Below are 21,003 nucleotides of genomic sequence, written 5' to 3'. Positions count from 1 at the left end.
AGTTCAATCGCCATGCCGATCTTTGCAAGGGCCGTCGGGGAGCAGGAAGTGGCCCAGGCGGCCGTCCGGCAAGTCTTCCGGACCGCGAAAACGTCATTGTGGCGGAACTTTGTTCCTTTCCGTCTGTTTGGCCTGCACTGCAGCACGCAGCAGGAGGCTATCATGCACGGCATCATCTATCTTGTCGGCCTTATCGTCATCGTCCTCGCGATCCTGTCGCTGTTCGGGCTCCGCTGAGCATCCGCCAGCCGGGACAAGGCACAACCAGTCGGAGGAACGATCATGGCACTCGCCGAAAATCCCCAAGTCACACCCGCGGCCCTCGTCACGGACGACCGCAGCTACGTCGACTGGCCCGCCATCCTGGCCGGTACGTTTCTCGCCACGGCCGTATCCTTCGTCCTGTTGACGTTCGGGTCGGCGCTCGGTCTGTCGCTCACTTCGGCCTATGAAGGCGAGGGCATCTCGCTTACGGGCTTTGCCATCGCCGCGGCGCTGTGGCTGCTGTGGGTGCAGATTTCCAGCTTCTTTGCCGGCGGCTATCTCGCGGGCCGGCTGCGCCGCCGCTTCGGCGACGCCAGCGAGCTGGAATCGGACCTGCGCGACGGCGCCCACGGCCTCACCGTCTGGGCGCTGGGCGTGCTGATCAGCGCCTTCATCGCCTATTCCGGCATCAGCGGCGCGGCCTCCACCGCGGCATCGGCAGTGTCCGCCGCGGGCGGCGCGGCGGCAACCGCCGTCTCGGGCGTGGCCGGAGCGGCGGGCGAGGCGCTCGACCAGAACGAGCTCCTGCTCGACCGGCTGCTGCGCCCGGGTACTGCCGCGCCGGCCGAGGGCGCCGCCGCTCCCGCTGCGCCTGCTCCGGATACCGCAGCCCCGGCCCCCGGCGCGGCCAGTCCCGCTCCAGCTCCGGATGCCGCGGCGCGCGACACGACCGGCGATCGCGGCGAGTTCACCCGCATCCTGCTGTCGACCATCGCCGACGGCCAGATGGACGACGCCGACCGGCAATATCTGGTGTCGACCGTCGCCCAGCGCGCCGGCATTCCGCCGGAAGAGGCGCAGCAGCGCGTCGATCAGCTCGCCCAGCAGGCGGCCGAGCTGGAGGCGCAGGCACGGGCCGCCGCCGACCGCGCCCGCCGCCTCACCATGCTGGCCGCCTTCATCACCGCCGCGTCGCTGTTCGTCAGCGCCGTCGCCGCCTATTATGCGGCGACGCTGGGCGGCAACCACCGCGACAAGCAGACCTTCTTCGCCGACTGGGCGCGACCCTGGTAGGCGCGTTGGACTCCGCGACGAGTCAGCCCGCATCCAATTGGATGCGGGCTATTTTCCTGCCAGAATATCCTTGATCAGCCGCTGGCAGCGCTCGGCCATGAAGTCGAGCAGCAGCCGCACCTTCGGATCCTGCAGCTTCTTGTGCGGATAGACGGCGGCGAGCTGGATCGGCGGCGGCGGCGTGTCGGCAAGGATCACCTTCAGCCGGCGGTCGCGGATGAACGGCTCGACCTCGAAGCGCGGCTTGTTGATGATGCCGCGGCCGGCCAGCGCCCAGCCGGTGATGACGTCGCCGTCGTCGGAATCGAACGGCCCCCTCACCTCGATCTTCATCGGGCCCGACGGCGTCGCCAGCGTCCAGAAATATTCGCGCACGCCGGGGAAGCGCAGCAGCAGGCAATCGTGGCCGTCGTCGACCAGCTGCTGCGGCGCGGTCGGCTCGCCGCGCGCCTCCAGATATTTCGGCGAGGCGACCAGCACCCGCTCGCACTCCATGACGCCGCGCATGCGCAGGCTGGAATCCTCGAGCAGGCCGAGCCGGAAGGCGACGTCGATGCCCTCCTTCATAATGTCGACATTGTGGTCGGAGAGCCTCAGCCGCACCTCGATCTGCGGATAGCGGTCGCGGAATTCCGGAATGCCCGAGGCGATCAGCCGGCGCCCCATGCCGAGCGGCGCGGTGACCCGGATAGTGCCGCGCGGCTGGCCCGACAGCGCGCTGACCGCGGCTTCCGCCTCGGCGATGGCGTCGAGCACACGCTTGGCGCCGTCATAGAACACCGTGCCCTGCTCGGTCGGCATCAGCTGCCGCGTCGTGCGGTTGAACAGCCTGACGCCAAGATGCTTCTCCAGCTCCTTGATGCGGTTGGACGCCACAGCCGGCGAGACGCGCAGGTCGCGTCCGGCGGCCGACAGATTGCCGAGCTCCACCACGCGCACGAACACGGTGAGATTGTCGAGATAGGCCATCCAGCCTCCGGTTCCCCGGCCGACGCGTCGCGACCCCGGCCGGCGCCATTATTTTCCAGTTTTTTTTGAAAGTCATCGTGCATCTTTGCCCTTTCCAGCGGGGCCGGATGCCGCGACAATCGGACGGACAGGGTGAGGTGCCGTAATGCTGGATATCGCGATCCTTTGGGACTGGCTGAGTTTCGCCGCCCGCTGGCTGCACGTCATCACCGGCATCGCCTGGATCGGCTCGTCCTTCTATTTCGTGGCGCTCGACCTCGGCCTTCGCCAGCGTCCCGGCCTGCCCGCCGGCGCCCATGGCGAGGAGTGGCAGGTGCATGGCGGCGGCTTCTATCACATCCAGAAATACCTGGTGGCGCCGGCCGAGATGCCGGAGCATCTGACCTGGTTCAAATGGGAATCCTACGCCACGTGGCTGTCGGGCTTCGCCTTGCTGGCCATCGTCTATTACGCCGGCGCCGACCTCTTCCTGATCGACCGCAACGTGCTCGACGTCTCGGCGCCGGTGGCGATCCTGATCTCGCTCGCCTCGCTGGCGCTGGGCTGGCTGGTCTACGACCTGTTGTGCAAGTCGCCGCTCGGCAGGAACGACACGCTGCTGGTGCTGGTGCTCTATGCCATCGTCGTGTTCATGGCCTGGGGTTATACGCAGCTCTTCTCCGGCCGCGCCGCCTTCCTGCATCTCGGCGCCGTCACCGCCACGATCATGTCGGCCAACGTCTTCATGATCATCATCCCCAACCAGAAGATCGTGGTCGCCGACCTGATCGCCGGCCGCACGCCCGACCCGAAATACGGCAAGATCGCCAAGACGCGCTCGACCCACAACAACTACCTGACGCTGCCCGTCCTATTCCTGATGCTGTCGAACCACTATCCGCTGGCGTTCGGCACCGAGTTCAACTGGATCATCGCCTCGCTGGTGTTCATGATCGGCGTGCTGATCCGCCACTATTTCAACACGCGGCATGCCCGCAAGGGAAACCCGACCTGGACCTGGCTCGCCGCGGCAATCCTGTTCGTCGTCATCATCTGGCTGTCGACCGTGCCCAAGGTGCTGACCGGCGAGCCGCAGGCCGCCGCCACCGCCGTCGATCCGACGCTGGTCGCCTCCACGCATTTCCCGGCCGTGCGCGACACCGTGCTCGGCCGCTGCGCCATGTGCCACGCCGCCGAGCCCTCCTACGAGGGCATCTATTTCGCCCCCAAGGGCGTCGTGCTGGAGAGCGACGCTGCCATCGCCGGCCATGCCCGCGAGATCTACCTGCAGGCCGGCCGCAGCCACGCCATGCCGCCCGGCAACGTCACCCAGATGACGCCGCAGGAGCGGGCGCTGCTGGTGGCGTGGTTCGAGGAGGCGCGATGATGCGCCATACGCCCCCTCCACCGCCGGAGCCTGTCCTCGGGCCGGCCTTCGGCCGGACCCGGGGGGCGGTCCCCCTCCACCGTAAACGGGCAGGGCAATCGCATATGCCGATGTTGATCGTCATTCCGGGGCCGCTCAGCGGAACCCGGAATCCAGAGCGTTGGTGTCGAAGGAAAAGCGAAACGTCGCAAATATCCAGGAATTTCGAGCAGCGTCGGCACTCTGGATTCCGGGTTCCGCTGCGCGGCCCCGGAATGACGACGCAGAGCTGTCTGCCACTCCGATACAACTCATATGCGATAGCCCTGCGTAAACGGGGGAGGATCAAGGGCGTGGACGGCCGCAGCGTCGGTTCCTCCCCTACGAAGCGGGGGAGGGGGACCGCCCCCCGGGTCCGGCCGAAGGCCGGCCCGAGGACAGGCTCCGGCGGTGGAGGGGGCGCATCGCCTGGCAAGAGGGAAAGGGCCGCAATATGACCACCCTACTTCGCGGCCGCACCCTTTCCTTCCTGCGCTGGCCGGAGGGGCCCGACGATCTCGCCGCCTGCCGCTACGAGGAGGACGGCGGCCTGCTCCTCCGCGACGGCAAGATCGCCGCCGCCGGCACTTTCGCCGAAGTGAAGGCGCAGGCCGGCGATGGCGTGAAAATCGTCGACCACCGGCCGCATCTCATCCTGCCCGGCTTCATCGACTGCCACGCCCACATGCCGCAGATGCAGATCATCGCCTCCTACGGCGCCGAGCTGCTCGACTGGCTGAACACCTACACGTTCCCGGAAGAGTCGAAATTCCGCAACACCCAGCACGGCCGCCGCATCGCCCGGCTCTTCCTCGAGGAGCTGATCCGCCACGGCACCACCAGCGTGGTCGCCTACTGCTCGGTGCACAAGGAATCGGCGGACGCCTTCTTCGCCGAATCGCACGACCGCAACATGCTCAACGTCGCCGGCAAGGTGATGATGGACCGCAACGCGCTGGACGGCGTCCTCGACACCCCGCGGTCCGGCTATGACGACAGCAAGGCGCTGATCGCCGAATGGCACGGCAGGGGCCGCCAGCATTATGCGGTGACGCCGCGCTTCGCCATCACCTCGTCGCCCGAGCAGATGGAGATGGCGCAGGCGCTGATGCGCGAGCATCCCGACCTGCACATGCAGACGCACCTGTCGGAGAACCTCGCCGAGATCGCCTTCACCCAAAAACTCTATCCCTGGTCCAGGGACTACACCGACGTCTACGAACACTATGGCCTGCTCGGCGCAAAAAGCCTGTTCGGCCACTGCATCCACCTGTCGGAACGCGAGGCCGACGCCCTGTCGGCATCCGGCTCGGTGGCCGTCTTCTGCCCGACCTCCAATCTCTTCCTCGGCTCCGGCCTGTTCGACTACCAGCGTTTCCGCACCCGCGAAAACCCGCTGCGCATCGCCACGGCGACCGACGTCGGCGGCGGCACCAGCTATTCGATGCTGCGCACCATGGACGAGGCCTACAAGGTGATCGCGCTAAACGGCGAGAAGCTGAACCCGCTCGCCTCCTTCTGGCAGATGACGCTGGGCAATGCCGAGGCGCTGTCGCTCACCGAGCGCATCGGCACGCTGGAGCCCGGCACCGACGCCGACATCGCGGTGCTCGATTCACGCGCCACGCCGGTCATGCGGCTCAGGATGGAGACCGTCGCGACGCTGGCCGAGGAGCTGTTCCTGCTGCAGACGCTGGGCGACGACCGCGCCGTGCGCGAGGTTTATATCGCGGGCCGCCCGGCCAAGAGCGATCTGGCCGTCCAGGCATAGGCAATCCTCGGAGCGTGCGCCGACCTTTCAAGCGACCTGACCCGGCAGGCGGTTTACTTTTCCCCGCCGGTGTGAGACCTCCGCGTCGGAGCCGATCACGCAAACGTCATCCGTCGCCGGTGCTTCCAGCCGGTGACTTGCCGAAATTTTTGCAAGGATTGTCATGGCCGCTGCGGAAGACATAGCCAGAATCGCCCGGCAGGAAGCCGCGCTTGCCTTCGACGCCTTCGACGAGACGACCGCCTTTGCGCTCGGCTCGCGCATCCGCGACCGGGCGCTGGCGGAAAAACTGCCGATCGTCATCGACATCCAGCTCTGGGACCGCCCGCTCTTCTACGCCGCCCTGCCGGGATCGACCGCTTCCAACCCCAACTGGGCGCGGCGCAAGCGCAACGTCGTGCGCATTTTCCAGCGCAGCACCTACCGCATGGTGCTGGAAAAGGCCCGGCCGGACCGCACCTTTCCGCCCGGCGACGGGCTCGACCCGGCCGACTACGTGCTTGCCGGCGGCGGCTTCCCGATCACGGTCAAGGGCGCCGGCGTCATCGGCGCGATCGCGGTTTCCGGCCTGCCGGAGCGGCAGGACCATGCCGTCGTGGTCGCCGCACTCTGCGCCCAGCTCGGCCTCGACCATGAGGCGCTGGCCCTGCCGGCCGCCGCAAGCTGATCACCCGCCCGTCGATCCCAGCGAGTAAAGCCATGACCGTCGAGCCGCGCTCCCTTCTCACGTCGATCTTCAGGGCGGCGGTCGCCGCCGCCGACCCCGAGCTCACGATCCGCAAGCATCTGCCGGCGAAGCCGAAGGGCCGCGTCGTCGTCATCGGCGCCGGCAAGGGCTCGGCCCAGATGGCCGCCGCCTTCGAGAAGGCCTGGGACGGGCCGATCGAGGGCGTCGTGGTGACGCGCTACGGCTATGGCGCGACCTGCGAGCGCATCGAGGTGCTGGAAGCCGCGCACCCTGTGCCGGACGAAGCCGGCCTGCGCGCCGGGCGCCGCCTGCTGTCGGCGGTTTCAGGGCTGACCGGGGACGATCTCGTCGTGGCGCTCGTCTCCGGCGGCGGCTCGGCGCTGCTGCCGTCGCCGCCGGAAGGGCTCACGCTGGCCGACGAGATCGCCGTCAACGAGGCGCTGCTCGCCTCCGGCGCGCCGATCTCGGCCATGAACACGGTGCGCAAGCATATGTCGGCCATCAAGGGCGGACGGCTCGCGGCCGCCGCCTGGCCGGCAAAGGTCGTGTCGCTGGTGGTCTCCGACATTCCCGGCGACAATCCCGCGCTGGTCGCCTCCGGCCCGACGGTGCCGGACGCGGCGGCGCGCGGGGAGGCGCTCTCCATCGTGGAGGCCTACCGCATGAGCCTGCCGGACGCCGTGACGGCGCATCTGCGCTCGAAAGGCGCCGACGCGCCGCGTCCGGACGATGACCGTTTCGCCGGCAACGAGGTGCATGTCATCGCCTCCGCCGCCGTGTCGCTCGAAGCCGCTGCCGAGGAGGCCCGCCGCCACGGCGTCGAGGCGGTGATCCTCTCGGATTCGATCGAGGGCGAGGCGCGCGACGTCGGCTCCGTCCATGCTGCGATCGCCCGCGAGGTCGCGCTGCGCGGCCGCCCCTTCGCCCGGCCGGTGCTGATGCTGTCGGGCGGCGAGACCACCGTCACCTTGCGCGGCAAGGGTGGCAAGGGCGGGCGCAACAGCGAGTTCCTGCTGTCCTTCGCCGTCGGCATCGACGGTTTCGACGGCATCCACGCGCTTGCGGCGGACACCGACGGCATCGACGGCTCGGAGGACAACGCCGGCGCCTTCGCCGACGGCGCGAGCGTCTCACGCATGCGCGCCGCCGGCGCCGACGCCAAGGCGCTGCTTGCCGCCAACAATGCCTGGACCGCCTTCAGTGCCGCCGGCGACCTGTTCGTGCCGGGGCCGACGGGGACCAACGTCAACGATCTCAGGGCGATTTTGGTGCGGTGACTACCGCCTGAGGCCTTGCCGCTTGGGCCGTTGCCAAGCACCATCCCCCCTCTCCGTCTCGCCCTTCGGGCTCGCCACCAATCCTCCGCTTTGCGGGGCGAGGAACCCAAGCTGGAGGAGCGCCCGTACTGCGGCAGCGCTGCCTCGCCCCACGAAAGTGCTAGGGTATATACATATGTCGGCAGCAGAGTCTTGGTAGGCAGAAACGTCTTCACCGACTTTGACTTCGCCATCGCCGAGGCCTGGATTCCCGACACTCTCCGCTCGCTGCGCTCGCTCACGAGGTCGGGAATGACGACAGTTATCGACGTCTCCGCTAGTCACCAACGTTGGCGATTGGCTGAAACAGAACATCACTGTCGTCATTCCCGACCTCGTGAGCGAGCGCAGCGAGCGGAGAGTGTCGGGAATCCAGGCCTCGGACTCGAAGCTACAAAGCCGACGCAGAACCAAGCCGGCTCAAAACTGATGGCCGAGATGTGCATATGCCTTAGCGCGAAGCAGGAGGTGAGCTAGAGGTGGCGAGCCCGAAGGGCGAGACGGAGAGGGGGCCGTTCGACGTCACGCCGCCATCAGCTTCTTCACCGCCCGCATATCCTGTCGGAACCGCGCCCGTTCGGCGTCCTTGTCCGCCGGCTCGCGGATGCGCAGGATGAACGACGGGTGGATGGTCAGAAAGACCTTCAGCCCGTCCTCGCGCTCCACCACCTGCCCGCGCATTTTCGTCACCGGAACCGCCTTGCCCAGCAGGGATTGCGCCGCCGTGGCGCCGAGCGCCACGACCAGATCCGGCTTGACCAGCGCCAGCTCCTTGTCCAGCCACCAACGGCAGGCCTGTATCTCGCCGGCATTCGGCTTGGAATGGATGCGCCGCTTGCCGCGCGGCTCGAACTTGAAGTGTTTCACCGCATTGGTGACATAGGTCTTCTGCCGGTCGACGTCGGCCTCCTCGAGAATCGCGTCGAACACTTTTCCGGCCGGCCCGACGAACGGTTTGCCCGCAAGATCCTCCTGGTCGCCAGGCTGCTCGCCGACGAAAACGACGCTGGCGCTTTGCGGCCCCTCGCCGAAGACGGTCTGCGTGGCGTTGCGCCACAATGGGCAGCGGCGGCAGCCTTCGGCCACCTCCCTGACCGCCGCGATGGTGCGCGCGGCGGCGGCGCTTTCGCCAGTCGGGTCGGCCGGCAGATCGCGCGACAGCGGCCGCCTCGCCTCGGTTCTTTGCTGATGCGGTGCGGGTGCGGTCGGCATTCTGCATCTCCCGGCCTGGCAGGACTGCGATGCTCGGACCCGTCTGGTCGGCCGCGCGGCCTGCGCATCGGCTCTCCCTCAACCGCCCTGCGGCGGAGAGGTTCCGGCGAGCCGCGATCGCGACTCGGTCCGCTCACACCTCGTGCAGATACAGGTGGTAGTCGAGCTCGCTGACCGTGCGGGCGACGCGCAGATATTCCGCGAATTTTATCTCGGTGAAGGTGCGGTGCAGGTCCTCGCCCAGCGCCTGCCTGAGGAACGCCGACCCCTTGGCCGCCTCGATGGCGCCGCGCCAGTCGGACGGCATGGTGCCGCCGGCCGGCGCTTCGGCGGCGTAGCCGTTGCCGGTGGTCTCCGGGCCGGGATCGAGCTTTTCGTCGAGGCCCTTGGCGATGCCTGCGAGCACGGTTGCGGCCACCAGGTAGGGATTGGCGTCGACACCGGACGGCCGGTGCTCGATGCGCCGGTTCTTCACGTCGCCGGCCGGAACGCGCAGCGCCACCGAGCGATTGTTGACGCCCCAGGTCGGCGCCACCGGCGCATAGGACTGGGCCACGAAGCGCCGCCAGGAATTGGCGTGCGGGGCGAACACCAGCATGGATTCGGCCATAGTGCCGGCAAGCCCGCCCAGCGCGTTCAGCAGGGTCGGCGCCCATTTGCCTTCCGTGGCCTCGGAAAACACGTTGCCGCCGGCGCCGTCCAGCATCGAGACATGGAAATGCATGCCCGAGCCGGCATATTTCTCGATCGGCTTGGCCATGAAGCAGGCGGTGACACCGTGGCGGCGCGCCTGCGCCCGCACGATGCGCTTCAGCATCACCAAATCGTCGGCGGCACGCATCGCGTCCTTGCGGTAGCGCAGCGTCAGCTCGTACTGGCCCGGCGCATATTCGGAGATGATGGTCTCGGCCGGGATGTCCTGCGCCGCGCAGGCGGCGTAGATGTCGGAGAACAGCGGCTCCATGCCGTGCAGATGGTCGACCGAATAGACCTCGGTCTTGCCGCTGCGGCGGCCGTCGAGCACGGCGCTGGCGGGCTGCACGCGGCCTTCCGCGTCGCGCTCGTTGGCGAGCAGGAAGAACTCCAGCTCGAAGGCACCGGCGGGGTGAAGCCCCTTCTCGGCAAGCTTTCCCACCTGCCGGGCGAGCGCGTGGCGCGGGTCCGAAGTCATCGGCGTTCCGTCGAGGTGGTACATCGCCATCAGCACCTGCCCGCGCGCCGGGCTGGTGCCATGCAGCCGCACCAGCGTGCCGGGGATCGGCCAGGCGCGCAGGTCGCCGTCGCCGGAATCCCAGATCAGCCCGGTCTCGTGCACGTCCTCGCCGGTGATGTCGAGGCCGAGGATGGAGATCGGCAGGTGACGTCCGCTCTCGTAGACGCCGGCGAGCTCGTGGCGGCGGATGATCTTGCCGCGGCCGATGCCGTTCACGTCGGTGAGCACGATGTCGAAGGCTTCGATATCGGGATTGGCGTCGAGAAAACGCTTCGCCTCGTCGAGGCTGGAGCCGGAAGGTGAGGTCATTTTCCGCCTGATTGCTTGTCCGGGCGCTTTTCTCACGCCGCGAGCGCCGCGGCAATATCCGCGAAGGCGGCCACCAGCCGGTCGACCTGGCGCTGCGAGGTCGCCGGCGACACCAGCATCATGTTGTGGAAGGGTGCGATCAGCACGCCGCGATTGACCAGCGCGACATGGATCGCCGCCTCCAGCTCCGGCGCGTGCGCGGCGTCGGCCTCGCCGCCGTTGCGCAGCGGCCCGGGCGCGCAGATGAACTCGACCCGGGCGCCGACGCGGGCGACGTGCCACGGCAGCCGGTGGCGCTCGATCGCCGCCTGCAGGCCCGCCTGCAGTAGCCCGGCGAGCCGCTCCATGCCGGCATAGTTCTCCTCCGTCATCACCTCTTCCAGCGTGGCGCGCATGGCGGCGAACTGCAGCGGGTTGGCCGACAGCGTCGTGCCGATGCCGGAATAGCCGGGCTCCTTGGCCGAGAGATAGCGGTCGTAGCGCTCTGCGGTTTCGGCCGACAGGCCCCAGACGCTTGCAGGTACGCCGCCGGCGACAGGCTTGCCGAGCACGAAGAGATCCGGCTCCAGCCCGTGCCCACGCGTGAACCCGCCCGGCGCGGTCGAGATCGTATGCGTCTCGTCGATCAGCAGCAGCGTGCCGGTTTCCCGCGTCAACCGCCGAAGCGCGTCGTGAAAACCGGGCTGCGGCGGCACAATGCAGCAATTGGTCAGCACCGGCTCGGTGATCACGCAGGCGACGTCCCGTGCCGCCAGCGCGGCTTCCAGCGCAGGAGCGTCGTTGAACTCGACAACCTTGGTATGCTCGGTGAGATCGCGATATTCGCCGGACAGGCCGCGCTTGTTTGCCGGCTTACCATGATCGAGGCGAACGAAGGTCTCGTCGACGGCGCCGTGATAGCAGCCGTTGAAGACGAGGATCTTGCCGCGGCCGGTGACGGACCGGGCGACCCGCAGCGCGAAGCGGTTGGCGTCGCTGGCGGTGGTGGCGATCTGCCAGCGCGGCAGCCCGAATTGTTGCGCGAGCAACTTTCCTACCGCCACGGCATCGTCGGAGGGCAGCATGTAGGTCAGCCCGCGCCCGCTCTGGCGGCGGATGGCGCGCGCCACCGGCGCCGGCGAGTGGCCGAACATCGAGCCGGTGTCGCCCAGGCAGAAATCGGCGAGGCGGTTGCCGTCGACGTCGACGATGGTCGCGCCCTTCGCCTTCTCGACCATGATCGGAAACGGCGTCGGCCAGTCCTGCATCCACAGCATCGGCACGCCGCCGAGATAGTCTTGCAGTCCTTCGCCGAAGGCCTTTGCCGATTTGGGCCGCGCCGCGCGGAAGACCGCCGCCTCCCTCTCGCGCAGCTCCGCGATCCGCGCCGGCGCGATGCCGCCGGAATTTTTGGATGACATGGTGTCCATGTGGCCCCCTGCTTGCGCCGGCACTCTAGTCGAGGCGGCGGCGGCGCGGCAATGGCGACGAAATGGCCGCCGGAAGCACCAGCTTGAACGGAATTTGCGCTTTCCTGGCCATGCACCGAAGGGTGTGAACAAATTCCGGCCGGCATAAAGGGGTTTGGATCAGCAGGCCGCTGAAATCCCTTCGTTTTTTCGTGCCGCAAAGAGGCCAGGGTGGAAGTTTATCCCCTCGTCAAATCTCTCCGCCCTCCTGCTGGAGGCCGAGTGAAATGACAAATGGTTCGCCCGAAATCGCGACGTATCAATCAGTTGCCCGCGCTCTCCATGCGCCGGCCCTTGATCGCCTTCTCCAGCCAGCCGATCTCCATCTCGGGGACGGAGGAAAGCAGCAGGTCGGTATAGGCGTCGAAGGGCGGCGCCAGCACCTGGCTTTTCGGTCCGTAGCGCACCACCTCGCCGCGATACATCACCGCGATCGAATCGGCGATCGACCTCACCGTCGCGAGGTCGTGAGTGATGAAGAGGTAGGCAACCTCCTCCTCTTTCTGTAAGTCCAGCAAAAGCTTGAGGATCCCGTTCGCCACCAGCGGGTCGAGCGCCGAGGTCACCTCGTCGCAGATGATCAGCTTGGGCTTGGCTGCAAGCGCCCGGGCGATGCAGACGCGCTGCTTCTGCCCGCCCGACAGCTCGGCCGGATAACGGTCGACGAAGCCCTTGCCCATCTCGATCTTGTCGAGCAGTTCCGCGACCTTGGCGTCGCGCTCCCGGCCGCGCAGGCCGAAATAGAACTCCAGCGGCCGGCCGATGATCGTCCCCACCGTCTGGCGCGGGTTCATCGCCACGTCGGCCATTTGGTAGATCATCTGCAGCTGGCGCAGATCCTCCTTCGGCCGGTCCGCGAGCCGGTTGCCGAGCGTCCTGCCGGCAAAGGTGACGGACCCCTGCTCGGGCGGCAAAAGCCCGGTGATCGCCCGCGCCAGCGTCGACTTTCCCGACCCGGATTCGCCGACGACGGCCAGCGTCTGGCCGGGAAAGATGTCGACCGAGACGTTCTTCAGCACCTTGACGTGGCCCCCGCCATAGGCGGCAGTGACGTTCTTGACCGAGAGCGCCGGCGTTTTCCCCGGCTGCTGCTCCTGATGCGCGATCTCGTGCACCGACACCAGCGCGTTGGTGTATTCCTGCCGCGGCTCCTTGATGATCTGGCGCGTGCCGCCCCATTCCACCAGCCGGCCGTGGCGCAGCACCATGATCTCGTCGGCGACCTGCGCCACCACGGCGAGGTCGTGGGTGATGTAGAGCGCCGCCACGCCGGTATCGCGGATCGCCTCCTTGATGGCGGCGAGCACGTCGATCTGGGTGGTGACGTCGAGCGCCGTCGTCGGCTCGTCGAAGACGATCAGGTCCGGCTCCGGGCACAGCGCCATCGCCGTCATCACGCGCTGCAACTGCCCACCCGAGACCTGGTGCGGATAGCGCTGGCCGATCGTCTCCGGGCTGGGCAGGCTGAGCTTCCTGAACAGCGCCATCGCCCGCCGCTCGGCCTCGGCGCGGCTGGCGACGCCGTGCAGCAGCGAGGCCTCCACCACCTGGTCCATCAGCCGGTGCGCCGGGTTGAAGGCGGCCGCCGCCGATTGCGCGACATAGCAGACCTCGCGGCCGCGCAGCCTGCGCAGTCCGCCGACGCCGCCCTTCAGGATGTCGCGGCCGTTCAGCACCACCTCGCCGCCGGTTATCTTCACGCCGCCGCGGCCATAGCCCATGGAGGACAGGCCGATCGTCGACTTTCCCGCGCCGGACTCGCCGATCAGCCCCAGCACCTTGCCGCGTTCGAGCGTCAGCGACACGTCGTGCACCAGCGTGATCGTCTTCGGCGGCTCGCCCGGCGGATAGACCGTCGCCTCGATGCGCAGGTTGCGGATGTCGAGCAGCGGACCGGTTCTTGCCGCCTTCGGGGCAGTTGCTTTTGCAACCATCAGCCGCGTCCTCCCTTCAGGCTCGTCGTCCGGTTGAGGATCCAGTCGGCGACGAGGTTGACCGAGATAGCCAGCGCCGCGATGGCGCCGGCCGGGATCAGGGCGGCCGGAATGCCGAAGACGATGCCGTCCTTGTTTTCCTTCACCATGCCGCCCCAGTCGGCCGACGGCGGCTGCACGCCGAGACCGAGGAAGGACAGCGCCGACAGGAACAGCACCGCATAGATGAAGCGCAGGCCGAGTTCCGACACCAACGGCGACAGCGCGTTGGGCAGGATCTCGCGGAAGATGATCCAGCGAGTGCCCTCGCCTCGCAGCTTTGCTGCTTCCACGTAATCCATGATGTTGATGTCCGCGGCGACGGCGCGCGCCAGGCGGTAGACCCGCGTGGAGTCCAGGATGCCCATGACCAGGATCAGCGTGACCAGAGTCGTGGGCAGCACGGAGAGCACGACCAGCGCGAAGATCAGCGTCGGGATCGCCATCAGCAGGTCGACGAAGCGCGACATGGTGGTGTCGAACCAGCCGCCGACCACGGCCGCGGTGAAGCCCAGCACCGAGCCGAGGATGAAGGACAGTGCCGTGGCGAGCACGGCGATGAAGATGGTGGTGCGGGCGCCGTAGATCATGCGCGACAGCAGGTCGCGGCCGAGATTGTCGGTGCCGAGCAGGAAGCTGGCCGAGGACGGCTCCCACACCTGGCCGACGGTCTCGCCCAGCCCGTAGGGAGCGATCCACGGCGCGAGGATGGCGGCGAGCAGGAACAGCGCCGTGAATACGAGGCCGATCAAGGCGCCGATCGGGATTTTTCTGAGCTCAGACATCGTCGCGCCTCACTTCGGATGCCTGAGCCGGGGATTGGCGAGGATCGCCGCGATGTCGGCCACCATGTTGAGGCCGATATAGACGGCGGCGAAGATCAGCCCGACCGCCTGGACCACCGGCACGTCGCGTTTGGCGACATGGTCGACGAGATATTGCCCCATGCCCGGATAGACGAAGATCACCTCGATCACGACCACCCCGACGATAAGGAAGGCGAGGTTGAGCATGACGACGTTGACGATCGGCGCGATGGCGTTGGGGAAGGCGTGCTTGCGAATGATGTCGAAGGCCCTGAGCCCCTTCAGCTCGGCCGTCTCGATATAGGCCGATTGCATGACGTTGAGGATCGCCGCCCGCGTCATGCGCATCATATGGGCGAGCACGACCAGCGTCAGCGCGGTTGCCGGCAGCGCGATCGCCATCATGCGCTGGCCGAACGGCATGCCGTCATAGACGGTGGAGATGCCGGGAAACCATTGCAGCTTCACCGCGAAGAAGAACACCAGCAGGTAGCCGACGAAGAATTCCGGCAGTGAGGTGGAGGCCAGCGCCAGGCCGGAGATCAGCTTGTCGACGAAGCCGTTGCGGTAGCGCACGGCGAGCAGGCCGAGCACGATCGCCAGCGGCACCGACACCAGCGCGGCCCAGAACGCCAGGAAAAGCGTGTTCTTCAGCCGTGGCCAGATCGAGGCCGCGATGTCCTGCCGGCTCGACAGCGCCGTGCCGAGGTCGCCCGTCAGCACGCCGCCCAGCCATCTCAGGTAGCGGATATAGGCGGGATCGTTGAGTCCGAGCTCCTCGCGCAGATTGGCCAGCGCCTGCGGCGTCGCCGACTGGCCGAGGATCGATTGGGCGACATCGCCGGGCAGGATCTGGGTGCCGGCGAAGATCAGGACCGAGACGGCCAAAAGCAGGAGCACGCCCAGCGCGATGCGCTGGGCGATGAGCTTCACGATGGGGGACATCTCCGCAAGGCCGGTCTCAGGCGTTGAGCCAGCACTTGGACAGCGCGTAGCCGCCCATCATCTCCTGGTTGCCGTCCGGTGCCCAGCCGCCGACGTTCGGCCCGGTGGCGTCGATGAAGTCGTTGAACATCGGCGTGATGACACCGCCCTCGTCGCGCACCATCTGCCCCATGTCGGCGTAGATCTTCTTGCGCTTCTCGACGTCGAGCTCGGCGCGTGCCGCAAACAGCATCTTGTCGAAGTCCTCGCGCTGGAAGCGGGTGTCGTTCCAGTCCGCCTTGGAATAGTAGGCGGTGGAATACATCTGGTCCTGCGTCGGCCGACCGCCCCAGTAGGAAGCGGAGAAGGGCTGCTTGTTCCAGACTTCCGACCAGTAGCCGTCGCCCGGCTCGCGCTTGATCTCCAGCGTGATGCCGCATTTGGCGGCGCTCTGCTGGTAGAGCTGGGCGGCGTCGACCGCGCCGGGGAAGGCGACGTCGGAGGTGCGCAGCAGCACCGGGCCGCTATGCCCGGACTTCTTGTAGTGCTCGGCCGCCTTCTCGGGGTCGAACGTGCGCTGCTCCATCTCGGTGTACAGCGGATAGGCCTTGTTGATCGGCGTGTCGTTGCCGACCGAGCCGTAGCCGAACAGGATCTTCTGCACGAGTTCCTCGCGGTCGAGCGCGTATTTCAGCGCCAGCCGGAGGTCGTTGTTGTCGAACGGCGCCGTGTTGCAGTGGGCGATGAAGACATAGTGGCCCTTGCCGGCGACGTTCTGGATGGTGACGCCCGGCACGCGCTTGATCAGCTCGACGATCTTCGGCTCGACGCGGTTGATCATGTTGACCTGGCCGCCCTGCAAGGCGGAGGTGCGGGCGGTAGCGTCGTTGATGACGATGATCTCGATCTGGTCGGCGAAGCCGCGGTCGTCACGCCAGTAGCCGGCGAACTTCTCGCCGCCGAGCCGGACGCCCGGCTCGTTGACCGTCACCTTGTACGGCCCGGTGCCGATGCCCTCGGTCGGATTGTCTTTGCCGCCGTTCGGCTGGATCATCAGGTGATAATCGTCGAGCAGGAAGGGCAGGTCGGCGTTCGCCTCCTTGAGTGTGAAGACCACGTTCTGGCCGTCGACCTTGACGTTCTCTATGCCGCCCATGATGCCGAGCGCGCCGGACTTCGACGCCTCGTCGGAGTGGCGCTCCATGGTGGCGAGCACGTCGGCGGGCGTCATCTCCTTGCCGTTGTGGAACTGCACGCCCTGGCGGATCTTGAAGGTCCACACCTTGGCGTCGTCGGAGGCGCCCCATTCCTCGGCCAGGGCCGGCTGAAGAACGCCGGTCGCATCGATCTGCACGAGCTGCTCGCCCCACTGGCGGCCGAAGAAATACGGCACCTGGCTCGACCAGGAGGCGGGATCGAGGCTGTCGGTGGCGGCACCACCCTGCATGCCGGCGCGCAGGATGCCGCCCTTTACCGGCGACTGCGCCTTGGCGGCGGAGGAGAGCAGCGAGTTGGCGAAGACGGCGGTTGCGCCCAGCGCCGCGGCACGCCCCAGAAAGTCGCGCCGGCTGAGCTTGCCGGCAACCACCCCACGACTCAGGAATTCCAGTTCTTTCGACATTCTATGTTCCTCACTCGGTTGGGTTTGACCCTTGGATTTATGGTTGTGATTGTCAGGATATTGACGGCATCGGGCAAGTGCGTGCGGTACGGATTACGACATGACGTGGCGTAAATGACAACGCTCCGCTGGCCCAAACCTCAATCGGTTTAAATATGGTCGCGCGGCACCTCCTCCTTGAAGTCGCGTTCGAAGATCAGCGTCTCGCCCTCATAGGCTTCGATGCGGCCGGTCAGGTGGAAAGTGTCAGCATCGGAGCGCATGGCGGAGAAGGTTTCGGTGCGCAGCGACCAGCCGTCGCGCGATAGCGTTGACGTCCAGTGCGTGACACCGCGCGCCGACAGCGGATCGTCGGGATGGATAGTCCAGCGCTCGCGCGCGATGCCGCCATTGACCAGCCCATGGTCGGCATCGCGGATTTCGCCGAAATCGTCGACGATGGCGAGCGTCACCGCACCGGTCGCGGCGTCCCGCTCGACCTTGCGGCTGTTGCTCGACGGCCGGACGGTCTGCGTGTTCCACGGACGCGCCGCCTCCGGCTCCTCGAACGTCGCCTCGTCGCCGCTGCCCGCCGGGCGCTCGGGGACGTCGACATGGCCGGCAAGCAGCGTCAGCATGACCGGCTGCGGCGAGGGCCACACCATCGGCCAGTAAGCCGAGGACACCGCCACCCGCAGCCTGTGTCCGGCCGGCATCTGATAGGCGATGTCGTCCAGCTTGAATTCCACCTCCATCGCCTCCCCAGGCACGATGGCTTTCGGGAACTCATGGCTTTCGCGATGGCAGAGATTGAAGACGCCATAGGTGATGCGCGTCGAGGCGCCGTCGGGATGCACGTCGCAGAGCCGAACCGCCACCAAGGCGACAGGCTTGTCGGCTGACAGCGTCAGCCGAATGACCGGTGCGCCGACGATATCGATCGACGCTCCGAGCGGCCGGGTGTCGAAGCAGACCGACTTCGCATCGTCCGCCCGCTGGTCGCCCGGCATTTCCGGCCCGAGCCAGATCGCGCAATATTCGCCGCCGTCCATGCCGCAATCCTGCGGCGAGGCGACAGGCGTCGGCTCGAGCGCGGCCTCGCCTTCCGTGAGCACGCCGCCTCCGGCCAATGAGAAGCGCCGCGCCCTGATCGCCGGTGGCGGCCATTGCGCTTCCGCGATCCAGCGGCCGGCCCGCTCCTCGTACCAGTCGCGCGGCGGCGCGGAGTCCATCAGGTAGAGCCGCATCGCCGGGTCGTCCTCGACGCCGGTCTCCTTGTCCTTGAGCCAACGATCCCACCAGCGCAGGGCCTCCTGCAGAAAGCCGATAGCCGGCTTGGGAACCGCGAAGTGCGGGTATTTGTGGATCCAGGGACCGACGATGCCTTTTGTCGGCCCGCCGATCCCTTCGACGAGGCGCGCCACGGCGTTCTTGTAGGCGTCGCCCCAGCCGCCGATTGCGAGCGTCGCCGCCTTGATCTTCGAAAAATCCTCGCCGACCGAGCCGCGCTTCCAGTAGGCGTCGCGCCGCTGGTGCCGCAGCCAGACGGCCGGCAGGAACGGTTCATTCTCCAGCCGCTCCAGCCACATCGCCTTCCAATTGTCGCCGACGACGGCTGGATCGGGCGAGCGCGAGGAATAGCTGAGCATGGTCGAACCCCAGCCGAGATTCTCGTTGAGCAGCAGCCCGCCCTTGTAGTGGATGTCGTCGGCATAGCGGTCGTCGGTGGAGCACAGCGTGATGATCGCCTTCAGCGCCTCCGGCTGCCTGGCCGCGACCTGCAGCGCGTTGAAGCCGCCCCAGGAGATGCCCATCATGCCGACCTTGCCGTTGCACCAGGGCTGACGCGCCGCCCACTCGATCACGGCGCAGGCGTCCGCCAGCTCCTGCTCGGTATACTCGTCCTCCATCAGCCCTTCGGAATCGCCGTTGCCGCGCATGTCGACGCGGATCGAGGCATAGCCATGGCCGGCGAAATAGGGATGGGTCAGGCAGTCGCGCGCCGTCGTGCCGTCGCGCTTGCGGTAGGGCAGGTGCTCGAGGATCGCCGGCACCGGATCCTGCTCGGCATCGGCCGGCAGCCAGATGCGCGCCGACAGCACGCAGCCGTCGCCCATGGCGATGCCGACGTCGGGGTTCTCGACGATCTTTCTCGGGAAGCTGGTGATGGTTTTCATGACTTCTTCCCGCCCTCTTCATAGGGCCACGAACCACGGCCGAGCGCCGACACCGCCTCGACGATCCGCGAGAAGCTGGCGCCCGCCCGGCCGACCGCGTGCCGGCCGCGCAGGTAACCATGCACCAGCCCCTGCTCCTCATGCCACCACGCCTTGCCGCCCGCCGCAAGGATGCGGTCGCGATAGGCTTCGCCGTCCGAGGACAGCGGATCGCATTGCGCCGCGATCGCGACCGTCGGCGGCAGGGCGGAAAAATCCGTGTCGGCGAGCGGGCTCTGCGTGGCGTCGCCGGACGAGCCGCCACGGATGGTGGCGTAGAAGTCGAGGTCGCGCACCGTCAGCATCGGCGCCTCGGCATGCTCGCGGTAGGAGCGCAGGTTCCGGTCGCCGCCGAGGCCGGGATAGATCAGCACCTGGCCGGCCGGGGCGCGGACTCGACCGCGCGTCGCATGGCTGACCGCCGCGGCAAGGTTGCCGCCAGCCGAATCGCCGCAGAGCACGACAGGACGCGCATAGGCCGCCGCCGCCCAGTGGAAGGCCGCAACTGCGTCGTCGAAGGCCGCCGGGTGCCTGAATTCCGGCGCGAGCCGGTAGTCGACGGCCACGACCTCGAAGCCGGTGCGGCCACAAAGCTCCGCGCAGACGTCGTCATGGCTGTCCAGCCCGCCGAGCATGAAACCGCCGCCGTGGAGATAGAGCACCATCGCCGCCGTGTCCGGCGTGGCGCTGCGGTAGACGCGGATCGGGATGGCACGGTCTGAGAGCTGTATCGCGGTCGTTTCCGCCGTCACGCCTTCGGGATAGCCAACGAAGAACGCGCGGCACATGCGGTCGTAGATCGCCCGCTGCTCGGCGACCGTGTAGTCGACGGTGTCCGGCGGGTAGTGGCTGTTGGTGCGCTCGATGAACGCCCAGGTCTCGGCATCAATCAGCGCGGCGTAGTCGGTCATGGCATCCCTCCCCCTCGAGGTGAGGGTGGACAATCGCCAAAGGCGATTGGACGGGTGGGGTCGGTGCGGCAGCGCGCGGCATCGATTGGCGTCGCGCACGTCCGGGGCGACCCCACCCGCCTCGCTTCGTTCGGCACCCTCCCCTCGAGGAGGAGGGATTGCGCCGCGTCCATTCTCACCGCCCCTTCCACACCGGGTCACGCTTTTCTGCAAACGCTCGGAATCCCTCCATCCCGTCCTCCGACGCATAGAGCTCGTCCACCGTGCGGAATTTGCGCTTGGTGATGCGGTTCATCGCGTCCTGGAAGGTCATGGCCTCGGCCTCCCGCGCCACTTCCTTGATCGCCGCGAAGACGAGCGGCGGGCCGCCTGCGAGCAGCCGAGCGATCTCCCACACCCGCTCCTCCAGCCGGTCGGCCGGCAGCACGTCGTTGACCAGACCCCAGCGATGCGCCTCGGCCACGTCCATCCAGCGGCCGGTGAGCAGCAGGTCCATGGCGACATGATAGGGAATGCGCTTCGGCAGCTTCACCGTCGCCGCATCGGCCAGCGTGCCGGCGCGGATCTCCGGCAGGGCGAAGCTCGAATGCTCGGAGGCGTAGATCAAGTCGCAGGACAGCGCCAGCTCGAAGCCGCCGCCCACCGCCATGCCGTTGACGCAGGCGATCACCGGCTTGTTCATGTCGCGCAATTCCTGCAACCCGCCGAAGCCACCGACACCATAATCGCCGTCGACCGCGTCGCCGCTCGCCGCCGCCTTCAAGTCCCAGCCGGCCGAGAAGAACTTTTCACCGGCCGTCCTGACGATGGCGACCCGCAGCTCCGGGTCGTCGCGGAAGGCGCGAAACGTTTCTCCCATCAGCCGCGAAGTTTTCAGGTCGATGGCGTTGGCCTTCGGCCGGTCGAGCGTGACTTGGAGAATGGCGCCTTCGCGGCGGGTGGTGATCACGTCGGTCATTGCAGGTGCTCCAGCGTTTCCTCCCCC

17 protein-coding genes are annotated in these 21,003 nt (G+C 67.4%); 6 read left to right on the top strand and 11 right to left on the bottom strand.

The genetic code is table 11. The features are described 5' to 3' along the window. Nucleotides 1–12 precede the first annotated feature (12 nt). Together C7I84_RS15315 and C7I84_RS15310 are read left to right on the top strand one after the other, a co-directional pair. Nucleotides 13–237, top strand: a complete 225-nt coding sequence (locus C7I84_RS15315; protein WP_106773075.1) for a hypothetical protein — start codon at nucleotides 13–15, stop codon at nucleotides 235–237. 45 nt (nucleotides 238–282) lie between these two features. Further along, entirely contained in the window at nucleotides 283–1,278 is a 996-nt protein-coding gene (locus C7I84_RS15310) for a hypothetical protein (RefSeq protein ID WP_106773074.1), read from the top strand. 48 nt (nucleotides 1,279–1,326) lie between these two features. Here the strand turns inward: C7I84_RS15310 and C7I84_RS15305 are convergent, their stop codons facing one another. Then, nucleotides 1,327–2,247, bottom strand: a complete 921-nt coding sequence (locus C7I84_RS15305) for a LysR family transcriptional regulator (RefSeq protein ID WP_106773073.1) — start codon at nucleotides 2,245–2,247, stop codon at nucleotides 1,327–1,329. A 145-nt stretch (nucleotides 2,248–2,392) separates the two neighbouring features. On the opposite strand from C7I84_RS15305, the gene C7I84_RS15300 reads away from it, so the two are divergent. The 4 genes from C7I84_RS15300 (at nucleotide 2,393) to C7I84_RS15285 (ending at nucleotide 7,367) form a co-directional block, all read left to right on the top strand. After that, nucleotides 2,393–3,613, top strand: a complete 1,221-nt coding sequence (locus tag C7I84_RS15300) for a urate hydroxylase PuuD (RefSeq protein ID WP_106773072.1) — start codon at nucleotides 2,393–2,395, stop codon at nucleotides 3,611–3,613. A gap of 472 nt (nucleotides 3,614–4,085) precedes the next feature. Continuing rightward, nucleotides 4,086–5,402 carry a guanine deaminase gene (guaD, locus tag C7I84_RS15295; RefSeq protein WP_106773071.1) on the top strand — a complete coding sequence of 439 codons (1,317 nt, stop codon included), beginning with the start codon at nucleotides 4,086–4,088 and terminating at the stop codon, nucleotides 5,400–5,402. A gap of 163 nt (nucleotides 5,403–5,565) precedes the next feature. Further along, nucleotides 5,566–6,069 (top strand): heme-degrading domain-containing protein, encoded by a 504-nt coding sequence (locus C7I84_RS15290; protein ID WP_106773070.1) that lies wholly within the window; start codon nucleotides 5,566–5,568, stop codon nucleotides 6,067–6,069. 32 nt (nucleotides 6,070–6,101) lie between these two features. Then, on the top strand, nucleotides 6,102–7,367 hold the full coding sequence (locus C7I84_RS15285) for a glycerate kinase type-2 family protein (RefSeq protein ID WP_106773069.1): 1,266 nt from the start codon (nucleotides 6,102–6,104) through the stop codon (nucleotides 7,365–7,367). 561 nt (nucleotides 7,368–7,928) lie between these two features. Here the strand turns inward: C7I84_RS15285 and C7I84_RS15280 are convergent. From C7I84_RS15280 to C7I84_RS15235, 10 genes are all read right to left on the bottom strand, one after another. Continuing rightward, nucleotides 7,929–8,618: a UdgX family uracil-DNA binding protein gene (locus tag C7I84_RS15280; RefSeq protein ID WP_106773068.1), complete on the bottom strand. Its 690-nt coding sequence runs from the start codon at nucleotides 8,616–8,618 to the stop codon at nucleotides 7,929–7,931. Nucleotides 8,619–8,751: 133 nt separating this feature from the next. Continuing rightward, entirely contained in the window at nucleotides 8,752–10,140 is a 1,389-nt protein-coding gene (locus tag C7I84_RS15275) for a glutamine synthetase family protein (protein WP_106773067.1), read from the bottom strand. A 32-nt stretch (nucleotides 10,141–10,172) separates the two neighbouring features. Continuing rightward, nucleotides 10,173–11,549, bottom strand: coding sequence for an aspartate aminotransferase family protein (locus C7I84_RS15270; protein ID WP_106773066.1), 1,377 nt, complete (start codon nucleotides 11,547–11,549; stop codon nucleotides 10,173–10,175). A 302-nt stretch (nucleotides 11,550–11,851) separates the two neighbouring features. Further along, a complete protein-coding gene (locus C7I84_RS15265; protein ID WP_106773065.1) occupies nucleotides 11,852–13,522 on the bottom strand; it encodes an ABC transporter ATP-binding protein in 1,671 nt (556 codons plus the stop codon). Further along, nucleotides 13,522–14,346, bottom strand: coding sequence for an ABC transporter permease (locus C7I84_RS15260; RefSeq protein ID WP_106773064.1), 825 nt, complete (start codon nucleotides 14,344–14,346; stop codon nucleotides 13,522–13,524). The genes C7I84_RS15265 and C7I84_RS15260 overlap by 1 nt, the downstream gene beginning before the upstream one ends. A gap of 9 nt (nucleotides 14,347–14,355) precedes the next feature. Continuing rightward, nucleotides 14,356–15,312, bottom strand: a complete 957-nt coding sequence (locus C7I84_RS15255; protein WP_106773063.1) for an ABC transporter permease — start codon at nucleotides 15,310–15,312, stop codon at nucleotides 14,356–14,358. Between the two features lie 16 nt (nucleotides 15,313–15,328). Beyond that, complete coding sequence (locus C7I84_RS15250) at nucleotides 15,329–16,912, bottom strand: ABC transporter substrate-binding protein (RefSeq protein ID WP_106773062.1); 1,584 nt, start codon at nucleotides 16,910–16,912, stop codon at nucleotides 15,329–15,331. Between the two features lie 149 nt (nucleotides 16,913–17,061). Continuing rightward, the gene (locus tag C7I84_RS15245; protein WP_106773061.1) at nucleotides 17,062–19,068 is read right to left on the bottom strand and encodes a CocE/NonD family hydrolase; all 2,007 of its coding nucleotides are present in this window, start codon (nucleotides 19,066–19,068) and stop codon (nucleotides 17,062–17,064) included. Beyond that, complete coding sequence (locus C7I84_RS15240) at nucleotides 19,065–20,018, bottom strand: alpha/beta hydrolase (protein ID WP_106773060.1); 954 nt, start codon at nucleotides 20,016–20,018, stop codon at nucleotides 19,065–19,067. Before C7I84_RS15240 ends, C7I84_RS15245 begins: the two co-directional genes overlap by 4 nt. Before the next feature lie 175 nt (nucleotides 20,019–20,193). Next, the gene (locus tag C7I84_RS15235) at nucleotides 20,194–20,976 is read right to left on the bottom strand and encodes a carnitinyl-CoA dehydratase (protein WP_106773059.1); all 783 of its coding nucleotides are present in this window, start codon (nucleotides 20,974–20,976) and stop codon (nucleotides 20,194–20,196) included. Nucleotides 20,977–21,003 lie beyond the last annotated feature (27 nt).

It is taken from the genome of Kumtagia ephedrae (assembly GCF_003012745.1).
GTDB lineage: Bacteria > Pseudomonadota > Alphaproteobacteria > Rhizobiales > Rhizobiaceae > Kumtagia > Kumtagia ephedrae.
The sequence above is the reverse complement of the archived record's forward strand: the minus strand, read 5'-3'. Positions and strand labels throughout refer to the sequence as shown.

What these genes read in the sequence shown, in the direction of transcription:
- C7I84_RS15315 (WP_106773075.1), top strand. Translation starts at nt 13, where the DNA reads ATGCCGATCTTTGCAAGGGCCGTCGGGGAGCAGGAAGTGGCCCAGGCG.
- C7I84_RS15310 (WP_106773074.1), top strand. Translation starts at nt 283, where the DNA reads ATGGCACTCGCCGAAAATCCCCAAGTCACACCCGCGGCCCTCGTCACG.
- C7I84_RS15305 (WP_106773073.1), bottom strand. Translation starts at nt 2,247, where the DNA reads ATGGCCTATCTCGACAATCTCACCGTGTTCGTGCGCGTGGTGGAGCTC.
- C7I84_RS15300 (WP_106773072.1), top strand. Translation starts at nt 2,393, where the DNA reads ATGCTGGATATCGCGATCCTTTGGGACTGGCTGAGTTTCGCCGCCCGC.
- guaD (WP_106773071.1), top strand. Translation starts at nt 4,086, where the DNA reads ATGACCACCCTACTTCGCGGCCGCACCCTTTCCTTCCTGCGCTGGCCG.
- C7I84_RS15290 (WP_106773070.1), top strand. Translation starts at nt 5,566, where the DNA reads ATGGCCGCTGCGGAAGACATAGCCAGAATCGCCCGGCAGGAAGCCGCG.
- C7I84_RS15285 (WP_106773069.1), top strand. Translation starts at nt 6,102, where the DNA reads ATGACCGTCGAGCCGCGCTCCCTTCTCACGTCGATCTTCAGGGCGGCG.
- C7I84_RS15280 (WP_106773068.1), bottom strand. Translation starts at nt 8,618, where the DNA reads ATGCCGACCGCACCCGCACCGCATCAGCAAAGAACCGAGGCGAGGCGG.
- C7I84_RS15275 (WP_106773067.1), bottom strand. Translation starts at nt 10,140, where the DNA reads ATGACCTCACCTTCCGGCTCCAGCCTCGACGAGGCGAAGCGTTTTCTC.
- C7I84_RS15270 (WP_106773066.1), bottom strand. Translation starts at nt 11,549, where the DNA reads ATGGACACCATGTCATCCAAAAATTCCGGCGGCATCGCGCCGGCGCGG.
- C7I84_RS15265 (WP_106773065.1), bottom strand. Translation starts at nt 13,522, where the DNA reads ATGGTTGCAAAAGCAACTGCCCCGAAGGCGGCAAGAACCGGTCCGCTG.
- C7I84_RS15260 (WP_106773064.1), bottom strand. Translation starts at nt 14,346, where the DNA reads ATGTCTGAGCTCAGAAAAATCCCGATCGGCGCCTTGATCGGCCTCGTA.
- C7I84_RS15255 (WP_106773063.1), bottom strand. Translation starts at nt 15,312, where the DNA reads ATGTCCCCCATCGTGAAGCTCATCGCCCAGCGCATCGCGCTGGGCGTG.
- C7I84_RS15250 (WP_106773062.1), bottom strand. Translation starts at nt 16,912, where the DNA reads ATGTCGAAAGAACTGGAATTCCTGAGTCGTGGGGTGGTTGCCGGCAAG.
- C7I84_RS15245 (WP_106773061.1), bottom strand. Translation starts at nt 19,068, where the DNA reads ATGAAAACCATCACCAGCTTCCCGAGAAAGATCGTCGAGAACCCCGAC.
- C7I84_RS15240 (WP_106773060.1), bottom strand. Translation starts at nt 20,018, where the DNA reads ATGACCGACTACGCCGCGCTGATTGATGCCGAGACCTGGGCGTTCATC.
- C7I84_RS15235 (WP_106773059.1), bottom strand. Translation starts at nt 20,976, where the DNA reads ATGACCGACGTGATCACCACCCGCCGCGAAGGCGCCATTCTCCAAGTC.